Genomic DNA, 21,628 nt, shown 5'->3' with positions numbered 1-21,628 from the left:
TCCTTCAATGGCGAGGGAACCTCTTCCCCTTTCCGGTGTCTGCTCGGACCCGGATGCCGTCATCGTGGTGGGGCAGTGTCCGTCTACCGCCGCTTGACCGCCTTCTGAACGGCGGTAGACGGACACTGCTCGACGAATGGCCCTGCTCGCGGGCCCGGCCGACGGTGCGGCCGGTGGGCGAAGCGGACGGGTGGGCGATGCAGTCGGGCGGGCGATGCAGTCGGGTGGGCGATGCAGTCGGGACCGTCGGCGACGCGGACGAGCGGGTCAGCTGCGCCGCAGGACGCTGAGACCTTCTGCTGTCAGGCGCTGCTCGATGAGCGCGACCGCCTGCTCGTGCTCGCGCACTGCCCGTCCGCGCCCGAGGACTCCCCCGAGGATGAGGCCGGCGTTCGGGCCCCAGCGGTAGACGAGCTCGGTGCCCGATCGTCCGACCGCACCTCCACCGCGCAGCCTGCGCATGGTGATCGTCGAGGTCAGATGGAAGCTCCGGCCCGCGAGCGCCCCGAGCAGGACGGTGCGTCGCAGGCTCCCGCGCTCGGCCCGCAGCGTCAGGGAGCTCTCAGGCTGGTCAGCGGCGCCGTCGGACCGGGCGCTGTCGGACCGGGCGCTGTCGTCGGACGTGATCAGCCACCCTGCGGCGTGCAGGCAGGCTGTCACCCGGTTGCGCACGATCGCCGGCTCCGCGCCGACGACGAGCACGGCCTCCTGCGGTGCGGCGGCATGACCGGGGGCGCCGTGCGTCATGGCGTCATGGCCGGGCCGAGGTCGAACTGGCCGGGGTCGAACTGGCCGGGGTCGAACGGGCCGGGGTCGAACGGGCCGGGGTCGAACGGGCCGGGGTCGAACGGGCGGCCGGAGCCAGCGTCCCGGGACCGACGGGGCGCAGCTCGGCGTTGCCCAGATGCGGCACGGAGCGGTGCTCATGCGGATCGCGCCCCTCCCCGATGGCGAGCGCGATCTGCAGGACGTCCCCGTGGGCGACGAGGACGATCGAGGCGGCCCCTGACGTCCCGGCCAGATCCTCGCGACCCGCACCGTCCTCGCGACCCGCACCGTCCTCGCGACCCGCACCGTCCTCGCGACCCGCACCGTCCTCGCGAGCCGCACGGGACTCGAGGTCGTCGCGGGCCTCGCGGAGCACCTCGTCGACACGGCGGGCCACCTCGAGGACGGGTTCGACGCCGTCGCCGGGGTGCCGGCGCTCGGCGTCGGCCTCCCACACGTCGTCGTAGGCGGTGGCCGGACCTTCGTCGTGCGCGCCGAAGCAGCGTTCGCGCAGACGCGCATCGATCCTGGGCTCGGGCGCGCCGAGGATCCGCGCGAACTCCTGAGCGGTCTCGCGGGCACGGGCGAAGTCGCTCGTGATCACGACGGTGCCCGGCCCCAGTCCGAGCCGTCGGGCGCGCTCACCGGCAGCGCGGGCCTGCTCGCGCCCGCGCCCGGTGAGCCCGACCTCCTCCAGGGCGCGCGGACCGGGCACGGAGACGATCAGCCCGTCGACGTTCGCCGTCGACTCCCCGTGCCGCAGCACCAGGACGCCGCTGACCGGGGGCTCAGCCTCGGGGACTGTCCGCTCCTCGGTCGCAGGAGCGCCTTCCTGTGCAGCCACCGGACCGGCTCAGACGCCGACGACCTTGCCGGGGTTCAGGTTGCGCCCCGGATCGTTGTCGGCGAAGAGGCCCTTGACCATGCGCACGCCGACCTCGCCGATGTCCTCGACGATCCAGGGCTGGTGCTCGGTGCCGACAGCGTGGTGGTGCGAGACCGTCGACCCGAGGTCGACGAAGGCCTGCTGCACCGCCTGCTTCGCGTTGAGGTACTCCTCGAGGGCCTTCTCCTCACTCGTGTACTGGAAGGCGAAGGTGAAGTAGAGGCACGCACCCGAGTGGTAGCTGTGCGACATGTGGCAGAACATGAAGCCCTGCAGGCCCAGCCTCTCCTGCGCCGCGAAGAACGCGTCGTACACCCGCGAGTGCACCTCGTTGATCTTGGACCAGGTCGCGCCGGTGTCGCAGACGTCCCCGAAGACCCGATGGTTCAGCAGGAAGTCGCGCAGGTACGGGGTATCGAACTTCTTCTGGTCGTAGATCGCGCCGGGGCCCGCACCGAGGGTGATGCCGCCGTTTGCCTTGACGATCTTCTTCACGATCGCCTTCTGCTGCTCGACGGAGTCCTTGGACCCCTCGAAGCAGACGTACGAGATGCTCATCTCGTCGGAGGTGTCCCAGCCCTTGGAGCGCAGGTAGGAGAACAGGCCGTCCTGGACCTTCGCGGCGACCTTCCCCTTGGTCGAGGTGGGCTCCTTGACCATGGCGAGGCTGAAGGCTGTCTCGGGACCGTCGGACAGGCGCGTGAAGGTGGGGGTGACGTCTGTGGAGCGGGCGATCGCGTGCATGCCGCGGATGCCGTGCTCCCAGTCGGGGTACATGTAGGCGATGACCTGGCGCACCGGGGCCACGCGATGCACCTGCACGGTGACCTCGGTGATGATCCCGAGCCGGCCCTCGCTGCCCAGCAGCATCTCGTGGACCGACGGTCCGGAGTCGCGTCCCGGGATCGCCTTGGTGACGACGACGCCGTCGGGATGGACGACGCGCATGCCCCGCACGATGTCCTCGATGTCGCCGTACTTGTCCGACTGCATGCCCGACGAGCGGGTCGCCGCCCAGCCGCCGAGGGTGGAGTAGGTGAACGAGTCCGGGAAATGGCCCATCGTCCAGCCCTCGGCCTGCAGCTGGTCCTCGAGGTCGGGGCCGTAGACGCCGGCCTGGACGCGGGCGAGGCCCGCGGTGTCGTCGATCTCGATGACGCTGCGCAGACGGCCCAGGTTCATGGTGAGCACCTGGCGCTCCTCGTCGCGCTCCGGGGTGACGGAGCCGGAGATGCAGGAGCCGCCGCCGTAGGGGATCAGGACCAGGTCCTGGTCCAGCACGATCCGCAGGATCGCGGCGACCTCGTCCTCGCTGCCGGGGTAGACCACGGCGTCGACCGGACGGCCGAAGTCGCCGGTGCGGACCCGGAACAGGTCCAGCAGCGAGCGGCCGAAGGAGTGGACCAGACGGAACTCGTCGTCGTCCAGCAGGTTCTCCTCGCCGACGACCTCCACGAGCTGCGCTCGCACGCCCGGATCCAGGCGGCTCGGCGGCACCTCGTGGTCCGACAGCTGCGGCTCGGCCACCGGGCCGCCCTCGTTGAGGTCCACGCCGATCTTGCTCTTCGCGAAGGGGGCGAAGGCGGGCTTGTTGTCGAAGCGGAAGGCGATGTCGTCCAGACCCCACCCCCACCACTTGTGGCGCTTGACCTCACGGGCGGTCGGCGTCGAGCTCATGCGGACTCCTCCTCTCCCGGGCGGCCGGCGCCCAGGACCTCATCGTGGTGCTCGTCGTACAGCGACTGCACGCGCTCGCGGATGCGGGCGCTGAAGTCGACCGCCGGCTCGTCCTCGCGAGCCAGCATCGGCTCCCCGAAGACGACGCGGACCGGCGGCCGACCCTTCTTCGGCCAGCTGCGGCCCTTGGGCATGGCCTCGTAGCCGCCGACGATGGCGGCCGGGATGACCGGGATTCCGACACCGATGGCGAGCGCCGCGGCGCCCGGCTTGAACTCTCCGATGCGTCCCGTCGTCTGCCTCGTGCCCTCGGGGAACACCAGGATAGGCACTCCGGCACGCAGGAGGCGGCGCGAGAAGCCCGCGTACTTGCGGTCCCCTCCTCGGCTGATCGGGAAGGCGTTGAACATGAGCCGCACGAACAGGCGCCGGTACCAGATGGTGAAGAAGTAGTCCGCCGCGACACCCGTCGAGAGGTAGCGCGCCTGGGACCAGGGCAGCCCCTGGGCGAGCATCGGCGCATCGACATGACTGGTGTGGTTCGCGACCAGCACGTACGGCCCGCGCACGGTGCGGACCCGTCGGTTGACCTCCGACGACGCCGCCAGCTGCGTGCGCACGATCCCGCGGAAGAACACGCGCTGGACCACGAAGCGCAGCGCCGCGCGCCGCCGCGAGCGGTACTTCTTCAGCTCCGGGGCGAGCTCCTCCCAGCCCTCGCCGCGCGATCGGGCGGACAGCGAGGCGAGCAGGCGGGAGGGATCGCGACCGGGCTCGGACGATGACGATGACGATGCAGGAGACGACTCAGCTGATCCGGGAGACTCAGCTGATCCGGGGGACTCAGCTGATCCGGGAGACTCAGCTGATCCGGGGGACTCAGCTGATCCGGGAGACGACTCACCCGATCCGGCCGAGGCGCCGGAGGAGGACCCGGAGGGAGTCCTGGGAGCCCCCGCTGCGTCGCTCCTGCTCTGATCGTCGCTCGGGAACATCGCTTCAGCGCTCCTTGCTCCGACGGTGGCTCAGGACGGCGCTCAGCTTCGCCACCACCCCGCGGGGCGTCGCGCGCAGGACCGCCGCGATGATCTTCCAGCGCAGGCTCGGGATGCTGACCGGGCGCCCCCGCGCCATATCGCGCAGGCACTCCTCGACGAGCTTGTCCGCGTCCAGCCAGAGCACCCCCGGGATCGAGGACCCCTTGATGCCGGCGCGCGAATGGAACTCCGTGCGCACCCAGCCCGGCATGAGCGCCGTGACCTGCACGCCCGTTCCGGCGAGCTGCACGCCCAGGGACTCCGAGTAGTTGCCCACCCATGCCTTGATGGCGGAGTAGTTGTTCTGCGTGACCAGTGCGCTGACGGAGCTGACGTTGACGATCCATCCCCGGCCGCGCGCCGCCATCCCGCGCCCGGCGGCCCCGCCCAGCTTGAGCACCGCGCGGATCATCACCTCGAAGCCGAGGTCATGCTGCGAGAGGTCCTCGTCGAGCAGGCTCGAGCGCACGGAGAAGCCGGCGTTGTTGATGAAGACGTCGACCGGATCGTCCGCCGTCTCCAGCCGGTCGGCGACGCGCTGCTGCGCCGCGCGGTCGGAGAGGTCCGCGACGATCGTCTCGACCTCGACGCCATAGCCGGTGCGGAGGTCTTCGGCAGTGGCCGCCAGGCGGTCCTCGTCTCGTGCGACGAGGACGATTGCGATGCCGCGCGAGGCGAACGCTCGTGCGAAGGCGGCCCCGATGCCCGCGGTGCCACCAGTGATCAGGGCCCTGTGCATGGCGGCTACGATACACTAGCTCCGCCTTGCCCAGCGCACGCATGACCTGCGTCGATACCTGCGACGACAGCCGCGTCGATGTGGCCGGCGGCACTCCGCCGCCCTGCGCACCGGCCCCACCGCAGCTCCCGTCTACCGAGGGATTCCATGACCACCACCCCGTCCTCCTCCACTCCCGCCGACGACGCCGCGGAGGCGGCAGCGACCGGCACCGGCAGCGCCGGGTCCGCGCCGAGGAGGATCCTGCTGACGGGCGTCACCGGCTTCCTCGGCCAGGCCGTGCTGCGCTCCCTGCTCGAGACGACGGAGAACACGCACGTGACCGCCGTCGTCCGTCGCCGCGGCTCCGTCACCGGTCGCAAGCGCCTCGAGGGGCTCCTGCGCAAGCCCGTCTTCGCCAGCTGGGCCGATTCCCTCGGCGAGGGCGGCAGGGACCGGATCAAGGAGGCTTTCGACACCCGCGTCGACGTCCTCGAGGGCGATCTCACCGACATGCCGGCGATCACCCGGCCGCTCGACGTGGTCATCCACTCGGCGTCCTCGGTGTCCTTCGACCCGCCGATCGACGAGGCCTTCCGCACCAACGTCGGCGGTGCCCGCAACCTCTACCAGGCGCTGCTGGACTCCGGGCAGGACCCCCACGTCATCCATGTCTCCACCGCCTACGTGGGCGGCATCTCCAAGGGCCTGCGCCGTGAGGGAAGGCTCGTCCACGACGTCGACTGGCGCGCCGAGCACCAGGCCGCGCTCGACGCCCGCGCCCGGGTCGAGGCCGAGTCCCGTCGGCCCGAGACCCTCCGCTCCCAGATGCGCGCGGCCCGCCTGCGCGACGGCCGCATGGGTCCGAAGGCCGTCGCCGCGGCCGCCGAGGACGCCCGCCGCAGCTGGGTCGACGAGCGCCTCATCGACTTCGGGCGCACCCGCGCGCAGTCCGTCGGCTGGACCGACATCTACACCTTCACCAAGGCGATGGCCGAGCGCGTCGCCGAGGAGATGTGGGCCGACGCCGGCCATCGGGTCTCCTTCGTGCGCCCCTCCATCATCGAGTCCGCCCTACGCCGCCCCTACCCCGGCTGGATCGACGGCTACAAGGTCGCCGACCCGCTGATCATGGCCTACGGCCGCGGCATGCTGCCCGAGTTCCCCGGGCTGGCCGACTCCATCCTCGACATCATCCCCGTCGACTTCGTCGTCAACGTGATCGTCGCCCTCGCCACCCAGGACGTCACCCGCCGCGGCGACGACGCCTACTTCCAGGTCGTCTCCGGCTCCTCCAACCCGCTGCCCTTCCACGAGATGGTCAGCGCGGTGCGCGAGTACTTCGTCGAGCACCCGCTGGAGGACGAGAAGGGCCGCCAGATCGTCGTGCCCGAGTGGAGCTTCCCGGCCGTCGAGATGGTCGAGCAGCGCTTCCGCATCAAGGAGCTCTCCGCCAAGGTCGGCCAGAACGTGGTGGGCTACCTCCCCGCCACCCGCCGGACCCGCGAGTGGACCTCCTCCCTCCACAAGGCCACCTCCGGCATGACCACGCTGCGCAAGTACATCGAGCTGTACCGCCAGTACACGAAGACCGAGATGGTCTTCGACGATGCCAACACCCGCGCGCTGCGGAAGGAGCTGCCGGGAGACTTCCTGGAGACGCACGACTTCGACGTCACGGATCTGGACTGGCGCACCTACTTCCACGACCTGCACCTCCCGGCCGTCACCGACCTCACCAAGGCGTACTCCCGCCGCAAGGCCGCCCTGAAGTCCCGCGCCGACCGTCCCGCCGCCCCGCTCAAGGCCGAGCCCGGCGCCCTCGCCGTCTTCGACCTCGACGGAACGGTCATCTCGACCAATATCGTCCAGCAGTACTTCGCCGTCGTCCGCGCCACGAAGCCGCGCCGCACCTGGCCCGGCGAGATCGGCGGACTGCTGGCCTCCGTCCCCGGCTACCTGCGCGCCGATCAGCGCGACCGCTCCGAGCTGATCCGCCTGGTCAACCGCAAGTACAAGGGCTTCCGGGCCGACGAGCTGCGTGACCTCATGAACGGTGATCTGGGCCGACGGATCCGCGCCTCCATCCGTCCCGAGGCCCTCGAGGTCATCGAGCGCCATCGCGCCGCCGGCCACCGCACCGTCCTGGTCACCGGCGCCCTCGACGTGCTCGTCGAGCCCCTCGCCGACCTGTTCGACGAGGTCGTCGCGACGCATATGGATGCCGGCGCCGACGGCGTCCTCTCGGGGTACCTCGCGACTCCCCCTCTGGTCGACGAGGCCCGCGCGAACTGGCTCGCCAAGTACGCCGCCTCGCACGACGCCGACCTCTCGAAGTCCTACGGCTACGGCGACTCCCACGCGGATGCCGCCTGGCTCGAGCTCGTCGGCCATGCCACCGCCATCTCCCCCGACCTCGGCCTCTACGCCGTCGCCAAGAAGAAGCGCTGGCAGATCCTGGAGTGGTGAGCCGCAGCTCCCGCCCTGCCTCATAGGCTGCGGCAGGGCTGCTGGGGCTGCGGCAGGGCTGCAGGGGCTGCGGCAGGGCTGCAGGGGCTGCGGCAGGGCTGCTGGGGCTGCGGCAAGGGTCCGTCCTGGGCTGAAGTGGGGGTTGCTGCAAACTTTGGGGACCTATGCGTGACCTCAACGCCTCTGAGGGCTTGAGGTCACGCCTGAGTCCCTTTCTCAGCAGCAGCCCCACCCATCAGCGACTGCTACGGCAGCAGCGGCGCCCCGACGGCGGCACCCTGGCAGCGGCACCGGCACCCTGGCAGCGGCAGCCAGGCAGCGGCACCCTGGCAGAGGCAGCGGCGTCCAGGCCGCGACAAGGTCAACGTCAACGTCAACACTCCTCCCCATCGGGGCCGAGTCCACATCTCCGGCGCCGTCGGTGACAGGCTCGCACGGACCGTCGACGCTGTCGCCATGCATGGTCCCAGCAGCCTGGTCATCCCTGCCTCCGCCGTCCCATGGCGGAGGCCATCTCGCCTCCCCGCACGAAGCTCTCACCTCACCGCGGAGCAGCTGGACATCGCGAACAGGTCAGAGCTCCTCGCGCGCGGCATCACCGACGCTCGGATCAGAGCCCGGCTCCGCAGCGGAACCCTGACGCGCATCGCACCGGGCTGGTACGCGGGGCCTGCTGCGAACCAGCAGGTCGCTCGCGCTCTGACCACCGGCCACCGGCTGACGTGCATCAGTGCGACAGCGCTCCACGGTCTCTGGACGCCCTACGGCGACTCCTCCCCGCACTCCCCAGACCGCACCAACGAGCCCACCGGCAGGCTCCACGTCTACGGCCGCCGGCGGGGACAGCATGGCGTCGCGCCTCGAGGCCTGGATGTCCGCCACCGCTTCGCCCGGAGCTGGACAGAACCCGACGCCGTCGCCTCGGTGCCGCTCGCCCTCGAGCACGCGATGCGATGCCAGAGCGGAGAGACCGGCGCGATCCTCCTCGAGTCGGCCATGAACCTCGGGTTCCTCTCATCCCTCGAGGTGGACGCGATGCTGCAGGCGGCGCCGGCGTCGGTCCGATCGGGCATCGGGCAGCTGTCGACGGCGAGCGAGTCCGGGTCGGAGACTCGGGTGGCCCGCTGGCTCCGGAGGCGCGGGTTCCACGTGGAGCAGCAGGTGTTCGTCGAGGACATCGGCTTCGTCGACCTCTATGTGGGAGGTCTGTTCATCGAGGTCGACGGTCGTTCGACCCATGAGTCCGACGGAGTCTTCGACAAGGATCGCAACCGCGACCTGAGGAGCGTCTCCCACGGCCTGCAGGTGCTCCGACTCAGCTATGACCAGGTCTGGCGCCGGTGGGAGTCGACCCAGCAGCTGGTGCTGTCCTCGATCGAGAAGGTCGGCGCCTTCGGAAGGGCGAGGGTATCGGGGCTGCTGCCGGCATGAGCGCTGGCCAGAACTCACAGCACCGCGCTCACCGCTGTCCCCGATGCCTCAGGCCTGGTCTGACCGAGGCAGCCTGAGCTCGAGCGCTCCGCGGCAGGCCTGGACCGGGCCGCGGCAGGCCAGGTTGCAGGGGAGCCTGCTGAGAAAGGGACTCATGCGTGACCTCAACGCCTGAGAGCCGTTGAGGTCACGCACGGGTCCCATTCTCAGCAGCAGCCCCGAGAGTCCCTGGCCGAGAGCCGCCGATCCCCAGCCCGAGTCAGAGCACCGAGGCGAGGAAGGCCTTCAGGCGCTCGGACCGAGGATGGTCGATGACCTGCTCGGGAGTGCCCTGCTCGACGATGCGGCCGTCGTCCATGAAGACGACGCGGTCGGCGACCTCACGGGCGAAGCCCATCTCGTGGGTGACCACGACCATGGTCATCCCGCCCTCAGCGAGCTCCTTCAGCACAGCGAGCACCTCGGCGACCAGCTCCGGGTCCAGTGCAGAGGTGGGCTCGTCGAAGAGCATCAGCTCGGGCTCCATGGCGAGGGCCCGGGCGATCGCGACGCGCTGCTGCTGACCGCCGGACAGCTCCGAGGGGTAGTGGTCAGCGCGATCGGCGAGTCCCACGCGCTCGAGGAGCTCGCGAGCCGATGCCTCGGCTTCGCGCGCGGAACGCCCGAGGACCTGCTGCGGTGCCTCCATGATGTTCTGGAGCGCGGTCATGTGCGGGAAGAGGTGGAAGCGCTGGAAGACCATGCCGATGCGGGCGCGCTGGGCGGCGATCTGCTTCGGCGAGAGGCGCTGCCAGCGGCCGTCGGGCAGGGGCTCCTCCTGATACCCCTGCGTGATGCCGTCGACACGGACGCGTCCGGCGGTCGGCTCCTCGAGCTGGTTGACGCAGCGCAGGAGGGTCGACTTGCCGGAGCCGGAGGGGCCGATCAGCACGCAGACCTCCCCGTCGGCGACCTCGAGGTCGCACCCCTTGAGGACATGGAGGTCGCCGAAGGCCTTGTGCACCCCCTGGATCCCGATGCGTGGGACAGCCGCCGAGGTGCCGGTCGCCGGGGTGCCGGTCGCCGCATCCTTCGCAGCCGTGGCGCGGGGATCGTCGGTCGTCATCACAGCTCCACCTCCGGGAGGGAGTCCTTGGGGGTCGTGCCGGCGCGGTTCACGGCGGCCTGGCGGGAGCGTCGGCTCGTCGTCCCGGGCGTGCCGCGTCGGCCGCGCCCGCCTCCCGGTCCGGTGCCGCGCCCGCCCGTCGGACGATCGTCGAAGCCGCGGCCGAAGTACCTCTCGAGATAGTGCTGGCCGACCATGAGCACGCTCGTGATCGCCAGGTACCAGAAGGCGGCGACGATCAGCAGCGGGATCGGGGCATAGAGCTTGTTGGCGATCGCGTTGGAGGCGAAGGTCAGGTCGAGGGTGAAGGGCACGGCGAGGACCAGTGAGGTGGTCTTGAGCATGCCGATGGTCTCGTTGCCGAGCGGCGGGACGATGACGCGCATGGCCTGCGGGATGATGATGCGCCGCAGGATCCGGCCGTTGCTCATGCCGAGGGCCTTGGAGGCTTCGGTCTGCCCCTTGTCCACGGAGTTCAGTCCGGAGCGGATGATCTCGGCGAGGTAGGCGCCCTCGTTCAGTCCGAGGCCCACGACGGCGGCCCAGAAGGCGGGGAAGTAGTCGCGGGTCTCGAGGGCGAACAGCTCGGGGCCGAAGGGCACGCCGATGGCGATCTTCGGGACGATCACGGTGAACAGACCCCAGAAAACCAGCTGGGTGTACACCGGGGTGCCGCGGAAGACGAAGATGTATGCCCAGCTCACGCCCCGCAGGACGGGGTTCTCGCTGCGTCGGGCGATGGCGGCGGTGAGGGCGATGACGGTGCCGAGCACCATGGACAGCACGGTGATCAGCAGCGTCCAGCCGACGCCCTGGACGACCTTCACATCGAGGATGTAGGTGGCGACGGTGCCCCAGTCGAAGACCTCGTTGGAGACGAGGAAGTTGATCAGGCCCAGCACCAGCAGGACGACGATGACGGCGCTGATCCAGGTTCCGGGCCGGGGGCTGGACTTGGCGCGGATCCGATCCGGGATCCGGTCGGCGCTGGGCCCGGAGGCGGGGGCGGGGGTCTGTGCGTTCACTGCTTCGGGTCCACTTCCGAGGTCTCGATCATGCCGTTCTCGTTTCCCCAGGCGCCGAGGATCTCGGCCATGGCGCCGGTGTCGATGAGGTGCTGCACCGCCCGACGGATCGCCTCCGCCAGCTCGGGCTGGTCCTTGGCGACGACGATGCCGTTGAGGGCGGCATCCTCGATCTCGCCGACCTGCTCCAGGGTGCCCCGCGAGTTCGCCACCGCATAGGCCACGACCGGGGAGTCGCCGATGAGCACATCGGCCTTGCCTCCGGCGACGGCGGTCGCGGCGTCGGCGTTGCCGGTGTAGGGCTGGTCGACGATGCCGCTGCCGCCCGCGTCCCGGCATTCCTGATCGCGCTCGACGACGACGTCGTCCATGTAGGTGCCGACCTGGTGGGCGACGGAGGTGCCGCACAGGTCCGGCGGGGCGATGTCGTAGGGGTTGCCGATGCGCACCGCATAGGACATGCCGGCGGAGAAGTAGGACACCATCGACACCTGCTCGAGGCGCTCGTCGTTGATGGTGAAGCTGGAGATCCCGACGTCGTACTTCGAGCCGATCGAGGGGATGATCTGCGCGAAGACCGCCGACTCGGTGCGGGTGGACAGCCCCAGCACTCGGCCGATCCCGGCGAGCACGTCCATGTCGAAGCCCACGGCCTCGCCGTCGGAGCCGACGAACTCGCCGGGCGCATAGTTCAGGGCGGCGCCGTTGACGAGCTCTCCCCGGTCGCGGATCTCCTGCGGGACGAGGGCGGCGATATCCTCCTGCAGGTCGATGCCGGAGAAGTCGATCTCGGGGATCGACTCGCTCTCGGCGTCGAGCCGCTCGGACGCATGCGTGCAGGCTCCGAGCAGCGGGGCCGCCGCGGCGGACCCGAGCACGAGCGGCACACCGCGCAGCAGGGCGCGGCGACGGGGCTGGAAGACAGTCACCATGGAATGTTATGCATTGTTACGCATGATGACAACTTGGTGTGGCGCAGGTCCTCGGTGCAGCAGGAGGCTCGCCGCTCCGACGGCGATCGCGACGGGGACGCCGACGATCAGCAGCACGAACCCGACCCCGACCTCCGCGGGAGACACCACGATCCGGGCGGCGGCATCGGCCAGCAGCACGACGATCGCACCGAGCGGAGCCGCCGCGACCGTCAGCCCGATGGGGCCCCGACCCGCGAGCGCCCGCGCGAGCACGATCGCGATCAGGCCGGCGAAGGCGAGCCCGCCGGCGAGGGCCGCCGCCGTCCCGACGCACAGCGCGATGCCCGCCCCGCCCACGAGCACCGCCGCGAGATGCGGTCGCGGGGCCGACGGGCGGGCGGCGCCGGCCGGCGGAGCCGTCGCCGGCGCCATCGATCCGGCGTCGGGCGCCGACGGGGCAGCGGGGTCCGACGGGACAGCGAAGTTCGACGGGACAGCGGGGTCCGACGACGGGGAGGTCAGCCGGGCGATGACGGCGGCGACGATGCACGCCAGCACTCCCAGCGCGATCGGTGCGAAGGCCGCGAGGGCGACGGGCCGCTGAGCTGCGGAGAGGATGCCGAGGCCGTTCCACGGCAGGGTGATGTCGGTCAGCTCGGGTCGCACTCCGCCGAGGAGGGCCCACAGCACACCCACGATCGCGAGGGCGATGACTCCGACGAGCACGAGCACCGCCCCGGCGAAGCGCCCAGGAAGCCCAGGACGCCCAGGAAGCCCAGGAAGCCCAGGAACCCCGGGAATCGGGTGGCCCCCGGTGAACCAGCGGGAGACGGCGAGGACCCCAGCGGTGGCGAGCGCGGCGCCTCCGATGCCCAGGACGAGCAGCAGCGTGATGCCGAGGAGCGCGGATCTCCCGGAGACCGCTCCGACGAGTCCGACGGCTCCGGCGATCAGGCACGGCAGCACGGCGATCGGACTGATGCCGAGCAGCCCGGCGTCGGGCAGGCGCACGGGCGTGAGCACGCGCAGCGCCCCGGCGGCGGCGCCGACGGCGGCTCCGGTCAGCGCGCCGAGCAGCACGCGCGGCAGACGCAGCTCGCGGACGACCAGCGAGGACATCTCGTCGCCGCGACCGAGGAGCGCGTCGACCACCTGCGCAGGGGTCAGCGCCATGGTCCCGACGGTGACGCTCCAGAAGGCGATGAGGACGAGCGCGGCTTTCGCCACCGCCGTCGTCAGGACGCTGCGCAGCATGTCCCCTCCCCCTGGCCCCACGGGGCCGTTCGCCCCGGTCGGGCGCCGTCGGCCCTCGGTCGGGCATGTCAGCCCCGAATGCTGCCGGGGACCGAGCGCGGCGTCACACGCCGGGCATCATCATCCCGCCGGTCGCGGTCGAGACCTCCTCCTCGCCGGTCCCGGGAGCACCATGGGCCCCGGGGGCGCCGGGTGCACCGGCGGGATCGGAGGCGTCCTGATCGTCGTCGGGATCGGCGACCGCCCCTTCGAACTGCGAGCGGTACAGGCGGGCATAGGCGCCGTCGGCCGCGAGGAGCTCGTCGTGGGTGCCCTGCTCGACGATGTCCCCGGCCTCCATCACCAGGATCAGATCTGCATCGCGGATCGTGGAGAGTCGGTGGGCGATCACGAAGGAGGTGCGGCCCTCGCGCAGACGGTTCATCGCGTTCTGGACCAGCACCTCGGTGCGGGTGTCCACGCTCGAGGTCGCCTCGTCGAGGATCAGCAGGCTGGGCCGGGCGAGGAAGGCGCGGGCGATGGTCAGCAGCTGCTTCTCACCAGCGGACACGTTCGAGGCGTCGGAGTCCAGCACGGTCTCGTAGCCCTCGGGCAGATGCCTGACGAAGTCGTCGACGTGGGTGGCCTTCGCCGCCTCGATGACCTCCTCGTCGGTCGCGTCGAGGCGCCCGTAGCGGATGTTCTCCATGATCGACCCGTTGAACAGCCAGGTGTCCTGGAGCACCATGCCGGTGCGGGCGCGCAGCTGGGTGCGGGTGAGGTCGCGGATGTCGACGCCGTCGATGGTGATGCGTCCGCCGTCGATCTCGTAGAAGCGCATCACGAGGTTCACGAGGGTGGTCTTGCCGGCGCCCGTCGGCCCGACGATCGCGACCGTGTGGCCGGGATCGGCGACCAGCGAGAGATCGCGGATGAGCTCGCGCTCCGGGCTGTAGGAGAAGCGCACGTGCTCGAACTCGACGCGACCCTTGCGGATGGTGTCGGCGGCGCCGTCGCGCTCGGTCTCCGGGTCCTGCTCCTCGGCGTCCAGCAGCTCGAAGACGCGCTCGGCGCTCGCGACGCCCGACTGCAGCATCGTGGCCATCGAGGCGACCTGGCTGAGCGGCTGCGTGAACTGGCGCGAGTACTGGATGAACGCCTGCACGGAGCCCAGCGTCATCGACCCCGAGACGACCTGCAGGCCGCCCACGATCGCGATCGCCACGTACGAGAGGTTCCCGGCGAACATCATCAGCGGCATGATCAGCGAGGACACGAACTGCGCGCCGAAGGACGCCTTGTACATCTCCTCGTTGCGCTTCTCGAACCCGCGCGAGATCTCCTGGCGGCGGCCGAAGACGTTCACCAGCTCATGACCGGAGAACGCCTCCTCGACCTCGGCGTTGACCTTGCCTGTCGCGTCCCACTGCGCCTGGAACAGCTTCTGGGACCGGGAGCCGACGACGCCGGTGATCACGAGAGCCAGCGGGATCACGGCCAGCGCGATCAGCGTCAGCTTCCACGACAGGGTCAGCATCATGATGATGACGCCGAGCACCGTGAGGATCGCGTTGACCAGGCCCGTCAGCGTGTTGATCAGGGTGTTCTGGATGTTGTCGATGTCGTTGGTGACGCGCGAGAGGATCTCGCCGCGGCGCTGACGATCGAAGTACCGCAGCGGCAGCCGGTGCAGCTTCTCCTCGACCTCCCGGCGCAGGCGGTAGACCATCTTGAAGATGATGACGTTGAGCAGATACCCCTGGAGCCACTGGAAGAACGACGCCACGATGTAGATGCCGACGACCATCAGCAGGACCTCGTGCAGGGCGGTGAAGTCGATGCCCTCGCCCGGGGTGAAGTCCATGCCCGAGAGCATGTCGGCGAAGGTGTCCTCGCCCTGCGCGCGCAGGCCGTCGATGACGTCCTGCGGATCGGCGCCCGCGGGCAGCTGCTTCGAGATCAGACCCGAGAAGATGATGTCGGTCGCGCGCCCCAGGATCTTCGGGCCGACGACGCTCAGGGCCACTCCGATGATCCCGACGAGCACGCCGAAGATCGCGTACCACTTGTCGGGGCCGATCTGTCCGACCAGCCGCTTCGCCGAGGGCCAGAACGTCTTCGCGCTCTGCCCCGGGCGGAGCCCGCGCTCGGCGTCCTTCTGCGAGGCGATCTCCGCGGCCTCGCCGGCCTCGTCGCCCGACATCGCAGGCTTCGACGCCCGGTCCGGCGTCGGCTCCGTCATGCCCTCGGCCATCTCACCCCTGCTGTCGTCCGTGCCGTCGTCCCTGCTGCGCCCGTCTATCCTGCTGCGCCCGTCTTTCCTGCTGCGCCCGCCGTCCCTGCTGAGCTTGCGGTCGTCGCTCATGCCGACACCTCCTCGGCGCCCTGCGAGCGGACGATCTCCTGATAGGTCTCGCTGGTCTCGAGCAGCTCCTGGTGGGTGCCGGCGCCGACGACGCGGCCGTGGTCCAGCACGAGGATCAGATCGGCCGAGGTGATGGTCGAGACGCGCTGCGCGACGATCACCACGAGGGCGTCCCGCGTCTCCGGTGCGAGCGCGGCGCGCAGCCTCGCATCGGTGGTCAGGTCCAGCGCGCTGAAGGAGTCGTCGAACAGGTAGATCTCCGGTCGCGCGACGAGCGCGCGGGCGATGCACAGGCGCTGACGCTGGCCGCCGGAGACGTTCGTGCCTCCCTGGGCGATCGGCGAGTCGAGGCCGTCGGACATCGACGCCACGAAGTCTCGGCCCTGGGCGACGGTGAGCGCATGCCATAGCTCCTCATCGGTCGCCTCCGGCCTGCCGAACCGCAGGTTCGACGCGACGGTGCCCGAGAACAGGTACGGCTTCTGGGGCACCAGCCCGATCCGGTCCCACAGCAGCTGTGGATCCATCTCGCGCACGTCGGCGCCGTCGAGCACGACCTTCCCGCCGGTCGCGTCCATCAGCCGCGGGATCAGGTTCAGCAGGGTCGTCTTGCCGGAACCGGTGCCGCCGATGACGGCGACCGTCTGCCCTGCACGGGCGGAGAAGGAGACCCTGTCCAGGACGGGCGTCTCGGCACCCGGATAGCTGAAGGAGACGTCCTCGAAGCGCAGATCGCCGCGGCCCGTGACCTCGGTGACCCCGTGCTCGGGGATGACCACCGACGTCGACGTCGTCAGCACCTCGTCGATGCGCTCTGCCGAGACCATCGCGCGCGGGATCATCATCGTCATGAACGTGGCCATCATGACCGCGATGAGGATCTGGATCAGGTAGGCGATGAAGGCCGTGATCGATCCGACCTCCATGCTTCCGTCATCGACCATCGGCGCCGCGAACCACAGCACGAGCACGCTCGAGACCTGCAGCAGGAGCATCACGATCGGGTTGATCAGGATCATGATCAGGCCGACGCGGCGGTTGGTGTCCGTCAGACGCTCGTTGGCGACCTCGTATCGGGCGCGCTCATGGTCCTCGCGGGTGAACGCGCGCAGCACCCGGATGCCCGTGATCTGCTCGCGCAGCACCAGGTTGATCGCGTCGATGCGATCCTGCATGACCCGGAACTGCGGGGCCGCCTTCGCGATGAGCACGCCGACGCTCATCAGCATCACCGGCACCATCACGGCGATCAGCCACGCGAGCCCCGCCTCCTGGCGCAGAGCCAGCACGATGCCGCCGATGCCCGTGATCGGCGCCTGCACCAGGAACTGCATGCCGAAGAACCCCAGCATCTGCACCTGCTGGACGTCGTTCGTGGAGCGCGTGATCAGCGACGCGGTGCCGATCTCGTTCATCTCCCGCGCCGAGTACGTGGCGACCTGGTCGAACACGCGGCTGCGCAGGTCACGGCCCATGCCCATCGCGAAGCGCGCCGCCGCATAGTTGGCGATCACGACGGCGATGATGTTGCCCAGCGACACCACCAGCATCCAGGCGCCCAGCCGCCATATCTCGTCGATGTCGCCCTGGGCGACGCCGTCGTCGATGATGGCGGCGTTCAGCGTGGGCAGGTACAGCGCGGCGAGCACGCCGGCGAGCTGGAACACGACGACCACGACGATCGCGGCCCAGTACGGCCTGGCCGCGGCGGACAGGAGTCGCAGCAGAGTCACAAGGATCCTTCGGACGAGGGAGGGGCGGATGGAGCTGAGGGCGGAAGCGGAACGTTGAGAGCGGAAGCGGGCGGCGTGGCCACCAGCATCCGAGCAGGATGCAGATGACAGCGGGTCATCCCCGCCCGGGAGACGACGGAGAAGCCCTGGCCGGTCCGGCGCAGCGGAGCGAATCGTCGGATGAGTCGGCCCGATCGGTCCCGCTCGTCGGTCGGGCCCGCCGACCGGACTGGCCGGTAGGGCCTGCCGATCGAGCTGGCCGGTAGGGCCTGCCGATCGAGCTGGCCGGTAGGGCCTGCCGATCGAGCTGGCCGGTAGGGCCTGTCGATCGGGCTGGTCGATGCGGATCGTCGGGTCTCTCCGGCGCCCGACGACGCCGACGGACGGACCGGAGGACGACGCGATCGGACCGGTGGAACCCGGCACGGAAGGATAACCCCAAAAGTCTGCATGTGTCCCGAGAGTCTGCGCATCCGACGAAGGGAGCATCTTCTCGCGGACCGCGAGGCTCCGCCGCACCCGCCCGTCGGCCCTTCCACCCGGCCTCCCATCTCCACCCGGCCTCCCATCTCCACCCGGCCTCCCATCGACCGCCCATCGACCGCCGTCCAGGCGCCCCCTCTACCCTGGGCCCGTGAGCAGACGCACCCAGCAGATCATTATCGCCATCGTCGCGGCCGCGCTCGTAATCCCCTTCGGCGCGCTCGGCATCGCGCAGGTGCTCGGCAATGATGATGAGGCCCAGACGGCGTCGTCCGACGGTCGCGAGACGGTCGATCCCGCTGATCAGCCGGCTCGTCCGACGATCGACCTGGCCGATCCGCCGGAAGAGATGGCCGAGCAGACCGATGCCGGCGCCGAGGCCGCCGTCGCGTACCTGCTCGAGACCTACACCTACATGATGACCACGGGCGACACCTCGGTCTGGGAGGCCGGGTCCGACGACGACTGCTCCGTCTGCCAGACCTTCATCTCCAACGCGCAGCTGCTGAACGAGCAGGGCGGCTACCTCGTCGACGGCGAGTTCACCGTCCATTCGACGAGCTTCACCGGGGTCGGCGAGCCACCCTCCTCGGGCACGGTCACCGTCGAGTTCACCGAGGAGGCAGGCACTCTCGTCGACGACCCGACCCTCACGCCGTACGCCCTCGACGAGGTCAACGGAGCCATCGAAGCGTCGGTCGCCTGGAACGGCAGCCAGTGGAAGGTCGGCGACATGACGCTGCTCGACTCCGACTACTCCGGCGAGGACGGCTCCACCGCATCGGACACAGGCGGCGCAGAGTAGCCCGACCCCGAGCCCGCCTCGCGCCCCGCCCCGTTCCGCCCCGATCCGCCCCGCGCCCGGCTCGCCCGCCGCACCCACCGCGCCCCGAGCAGTGTCCGTCTACCGCCGCTCGCAGGAGCCGTGAGCGGCGGTAGACGGACGTTGCTCCTCCTGAGACCTGTCCTCTGGGGAGGTCCAACACGCTGGGAGGCTCGAGTCTCAGGGCAATCGGGGCGGGACGGGGCGGGACGGGGCAGGAAGGGGCATCGAGCCCCAGCTCCTCCCGATCGGAAGCTCCCCACGCGAGCAGTGTCCGTCTACCGCCGCTTCAGAGCCGTTCAAGCGGTGGTAGACGGACACTGCTCCTGGGAGGACGGACACTGCTCCTGGGGGATGTCCCGGTTGGAGGCTCACGGGGGCGTCCAGCGGGACGGTCTCGGGACGCGCGGAGTACTCCTCCCCAATGGGTCGTCGGCCGCCGTCGGCCGTGGAGAGACCCGGGAATGTGGATGACGGGACGGGCTCTCGTCTCTGCTGGCGCACCCTATGGCGATGGTCCCCGTCCTCGAACCGCTGCCGTTCCCTCCCGCATGGCGCGCATTCACGCGCCGCGAGGCGATCACGCGCGGCATCAGCGATGCGCGTCTGCTCCGTTCCGACGTCGTCCGCCTCGGACAGGGGCTCCACCGAAGGACCGGGACGACGCTCCGCGAGGTCGATCTCGTCGCGGCCCTCTGCCGGACCTACGACGATGCGACCGCGATCGGATTCACCGCCGCCAGACTCCACGGCATGCCGCTGCCCTCGCGACGGCAGACCTGGCGCCCCTCGATGCCCGTCGAGATGAGCCGCGGAAACGGACATCCCCGATCCGGACCGCACATTCGCTGGTCACGGCTCCGCCTCGACGACCGGGACCGCCTCCGCGCCCCGGTGATCATGCTGCCCACTCCCCTGCACGTGCTCGCGAGCGGCAGCGGGAGCGGGAGCGGGACCGACGGGGGCGGGAGGGCTCTCGTCGTCGATGCCGCGCACGCCCGCGCGATGATCCCGCCCGACGCGGCCGAGGTGGCCCTCCGCATCACCCTCGCCACGAGGTCCCGCACATGGCGCGACCTCGCTCCGATCCTCACGGAGCAGCAGCTGGTGATCATCGCGGACCACCTGCTGCGTCGGCCGAGACCCCAGTTCGAGGATGAGCGCGCCGACCCCTACTGCACCCGCGAGGAGCTCGCCGCCCAGTGCACCGGGCGGCACGCGGCGACGCTGCGCGCCGCGCTCGACCGGGCACGCATCGGGTCGGACTCCCCCAAGGAGACGCAGCTGCGGCTCGCCTTCGTCGCGGCCGGTCTGCCGGAGCCGCTCCTGAACCGCCACCTGATCGGGTCCGACGGTCGACGCCTCCACCAGCCCGACTTCCAATGGCCCGAGCAGCGTCTGTGCGCAGAGTACGACGGTCGCACGCACTCGACCCCGCACCAGGTCCAACGGGATATCGAGCGGGAGCGGCGCGTCGAGAAGGCCGGCTTCCACCAGCTGCGACTCTCCGCTGACGACACTCGCAACGGATGCCGGACCGCGATCGTCCTCGTGCGCCGAGCCCTCCTCGCTCGGGGATGGAAGCCGGCGCCGACGGCACGAGAGCACGAGCCCCCACCCGGGGACCACCCCACCCGGGGACCAGCCCGCCCGGGGACCAGCCCGCCCGGGACCAGCCCGCCCGGATCCGGACCCGCTCCGAGGGCAGCCTGCCGTGAAGCCGGCGCTCCCCGAGGTCAGCCCGCTCTGAACAGGAACAGGTCGGTGCGGTAAGGCAGGGGGACGACGTCGCCCGGCGCATGCCCGAGATGATCGTGGAGGTACCAGTCGAGGTTGCCGAGCACCTTGGCGCGGGTCGCATCCGACGCCTTGATGACATAGCTGCGGGTACGAGCGAGATCGATCAGGTCCTGCGTCGGCATGGGGTCCTCCCAGCGGACGACCACCCGCTCCGCCAGCTCGAATCCGGCCGCGACCGGTGGCGCGAAGTCGTCCTTCTGGATGTCGCCGGCATGCATGATCCGGGAGTAGCGGTGCACCCACGGCACCTGCACGTCCATCGTGTTCCACACCAGTGCGAGCACTCCCCCGGGCTTGAGCAGGCGCCGCGCCTCCTGACTCGCGGCCTCGGTGTCGAACCAGTGCCACGCCTGGGCCGACGCGACGACGTCGGCCGACGCGCCCTCCAGCCCCGTCTCCTCCGCGGTTCCGACGACCGTCCTGACCGTCCTGATCCTCCCGCGCCGCTCGTCGCCATCCGGATGGGCCAGGTCTGGACCAGCCCGATCAGCTGCTGCCCGATCTGCACCATCCGGATCAGCACCATCCCGATCAGCACCATCCCGATCTGCACCATCCCGATCAGCTGCTGCCCGATCTGCAGCCGGACCAGCGGAGGGCGGCTCGTTCTCCGTGATCCGCTGCGAGGTGATGGCTCTCTCGAGGGTCTCCAGCATCGAGGCCGACGGATCGACGGCGACGACGTCCATCCCTCTCTCTGCGAGAGCCAGGGTCAGCTTCCCCGTCCCGGCTCCGAGGTCGACCGCCACGGGAACGGGGGCTGACGCTCCGGCAGTCGCCCGTCCCGAGGTTGCCCGTCCCGAGGTCGCCGGTGCCGCGGATGCCACGGGGGCCGCCGAGGCAGCAATCGCCTGGATCGCCTCCAGGGGATATCCCGGTCGCAGGCGGTCATACTCCGCACCGGTCTGCGCGAAGGCGTCGGCGAGCTCGTCGCGGCGCTCACGGCTGGCGAAGCGAGGCTGCGACCTGCGGGAGACGGACGGGACGACGCGCTCTTCGACGCCACCGGTCGAGCTGCCCGCGGTCGAGCTGCCCGCGGTCGGGACACCTGTCGTCTGGCCGTCTGATGGGGGGCTGGACACGATCCAGATCCTAGACGTCTCCCAGCCGTCCCAGCCGTCCGCTCAGGGTCCCGAGGTCCCGGACAGCGGGACAGCGGCC

General features: G+C 70.4%; 16 protein-coding genes. 4 read left to right on the top strand and 12 right to left on the bottom strand.

The features are described 5' to 3' along the window. Positions 1-267 precede the first annotated feature (267 nt). The 5 genes from ACZ5AJ_RS00385 to ACZ5AJ_RS00365 all read right to left on the bottom strand — a co-directional run bounded on the left by ACZ5AJ_RS00385 (position 268) and on the right by ACZ5AJ_RS00365 (position 5,107). Positions 268-747: a hypothetical protein gene (locus ACZ5AJ_RS00385; protein ID WP_464136144.1), complete on the bottom strand. Its 480-nt coding sequence runs from the start codon at positions 745-747 to the stop codon at positions 268-270. 4 nt (positions 748-751) lie between these two features. Continuing rightward, positions 752-1,612 carry a histidine phosphatase family protein gene (locus tag ACZ5AJ_RS00380; RefSeq protein ID WP_464136143.1) on the bottom strand — a complete coding sequence of 287 codons (861 nt, stop codon included), beginning with the start codon at positions 1,610-1,612 and terminating at the stop codon, positions 752-754. A gap of 9 nt (positions 1,613-1,621) precedes the next feature. Next, a complete protein-coding gene (locus tag ACZ5AJ_RS00375; RefSeq protein WP_464136142.1) occupies positions 1,622-3,331 on the bottom strand; it encodes an FAD-binding oxidoreductase in 1,710 nt (569 codons plus the stop codon). Next, positions 3,328-3,981 carry a lysophospholipid acyltransferase family protein gene (locus ACZ5AJ_RS00370; RefSeq protein WP_464136141.1) on the bottom strand — a complete coding sequence of 218 codons (654 nt, stop codon included), beginning with the start codon at positions 3,979-3,981 and terminating at the stop codon, positions 3,328-3,330. The genes ACZ5AJ_RS00375 and ACZ5AJ_RS00370 overlap by 4 nt, the downstream gene beginning before the upstream one ends. A 349-nt stretch (positions 3,982-4,330) precedes the next feature. Continuing rightward, positions 4,331-5,107, bottom strand: a complete 777-nt coding sequence (locus tag ACZ5AJ_RS00365) for an SDR family NAD(P)-dependent oxidoreductase (RefSeq protein ID WP_464136140.1) — start codon at positions 5,105-5,107, stop codon at positions 4,331-4,333. Positions 5,108-5,254: 147 nt separating this feature from the next. Between ACZ5AJ_RS00365 and ACZ5AJ_RS00360 the strand changes: the two genes are divergently transcribed. Beyond that, the gene (locus tag ACZ5AJ_RS00360; RefSeq protein ID WP_464136139.1) at positions 5,255-7,555 is read left to right on the top strand and encodes an HAD-IB family hydrolase; all 2,301 of its coding nucleotides are present in this window, start codon (positions 5,255-5,257) and stop codon (positions 7,553-7,555) included. Between the two features lie 456 nt (positions 7,556-8,011). Continuing rightward, the gene (locus ACZ5AJ_RS00355) at positions 8,012-8,986 is read left to right on the top strand and encodes a type IV toxin-antitoxin system AbiEi family antitoxin domain-containing protein (protein WP_464136138.1); all 975 of its coding nucleotides are present in this window, start codon (positions 8,012-8,014) and stop codon (positions 8,984-8,986) included. Positions 8,987-9,245: 259 nt separating this feature from the next. Here the strand turns inward: ACZ5AJ_RS00355 and ACZ5AJ_RS00350 are convergent, their stop codons facing one another. From ACZ5AJ_RS00350 to ACZ5AJ_RS00325, 6 genes are all read right to left on the bottom strand, one after another. Continuing rightward, positions 9,246-10,091, bottom strand: coding sequence for an amino acid ABC transporter ATP-binding protein (locus ACZ5AJ_RS00350; RefSeq protein WP_464136137.1), 846 nt, complete (start codon positions 10,089-10,091; stop codon positions 9,246-9,248). Further along, positions 10,091-11,116 (bottom strand): amino acid ABC transporter permease, encoded by a 1,026-nt coding sequence (locus ACZ5AJ_RS00345; RefSeq protein WP_464136136.1) that lies wholly within the window; start codon positions 11,114-11,116, stop codon positions 10,091-10,093. Before ACZ5AJ_RS00345 ends, ACZ5AJ_RS00350 begins: the two co-directional genes overlap by 1 nt. Next, a complete protein-coding gene (locus ACZ5AJ_RS00340; RefSeq protein WP_464136135.1) occupies positions 11,113-12,045 on the bottom strand; it encodes an ABC transporter substrate-binding protein in 933 nt (310 codons plus the stop codon). Before ACZ5AJ_RS00340 ends, ACZ5AJ_RS00345 begins: the two co-directional genes overlap by 4 nt. Positions 12,046-12,054: 9 nt before the next feature. Beyond that, positions 12,055-13,284 (bottom strand): iron chelate uptake ABC transporter family permease subunit, encoded by a 1,230-nt coding sequence (locus tag ACZ5AJ_RS00335; RefSeq protein WP_464136134.1) that lies wholly within the window; start codon positions 13,282-13,284, stop codon positions 12,055-12,057. A 103-nt stretch (positions 13,285-13,387) separates the two neighbouring features. Further along, a complete protein-coding gene (locus ACZ5AJ_RS00330) occupies positions 13,388-15,466 on the bottom strand; it encodes an ABC transporter ATP-binding protein (RefSeq protein WP_464138658.1) in 2,079 nt (692 codons plus the stop codon). 158 nt (positions 15,467-15,624) lie between these two features. Then, positions 15,625-17,361 carry an ABC transporter ATP-binding protein gene (locus ACZ5AJ_RS00325; RefSeq protein WP_464136133.1) on the bottom strand — a complete coding sequence of 579 codons (1,737 nt, stop codon included), beginning with the start codon at positions 17,359-17,361 and terminating at the stop codon, positions 15,625-15,627. 634 nt (positions 17,362-17,995) lie between these two features. On the opposite strand from ACZ5AJ_RS00325, the gene ACZ5AJ_RS00320 reads away from it, so the two are divergent. Then, positions 17,996-18,649 carry a DUF6318 family protein gene (locus tag ACZ5AJ_RS00320; RefSeq protein ID WP_464136132.1) on the top strand — a complete coding sequence of 218 codons (654 nt, stop codon included), beginning with the start codon at positions 17,996-17,998 and terminating at the stop codon, positions 18,647-18,649. 531 nt (positions 18,650-19,180) lie between these two features. Next, a complete protein-coding gene (locus ACZ5AJ_RS00315) occupies positions 19,181-20,440 on the top strand; it encodes a hypothetical protein (protein ID WP_464136131.1) in 1,260 nt (419 codons plus the stop codon). Here ACZ5AJ_RS00315 and ACZ5AJ_RS00310 read toward each other — a convergent pair. After that, on the bottom strand, positions 20,404-21,549 hold the full coding sequence (locus ACZ5AJ_RS00310; protein ID WP_464136130.1) for a class I SAM-dependent methyltransferase: 1,146 nt from the start codon (positions 21,547-21,549) through the stop codon (positions 20,404-20,406). The two genes, ACZ5AJ_RS00315 and ACZ5AJ_RS00310, sit on opposite strands and share 37 nt — an antisense overlap. Positions 21,550-21,628 lie beyond the last annotated feature (79 nt).

Source organism: Brachybacterium zhongshanense (genome assembly GCF_055385755.1).
This window is presented reverse-complemented; position numbering and strand designations above follow the sequence as displayed.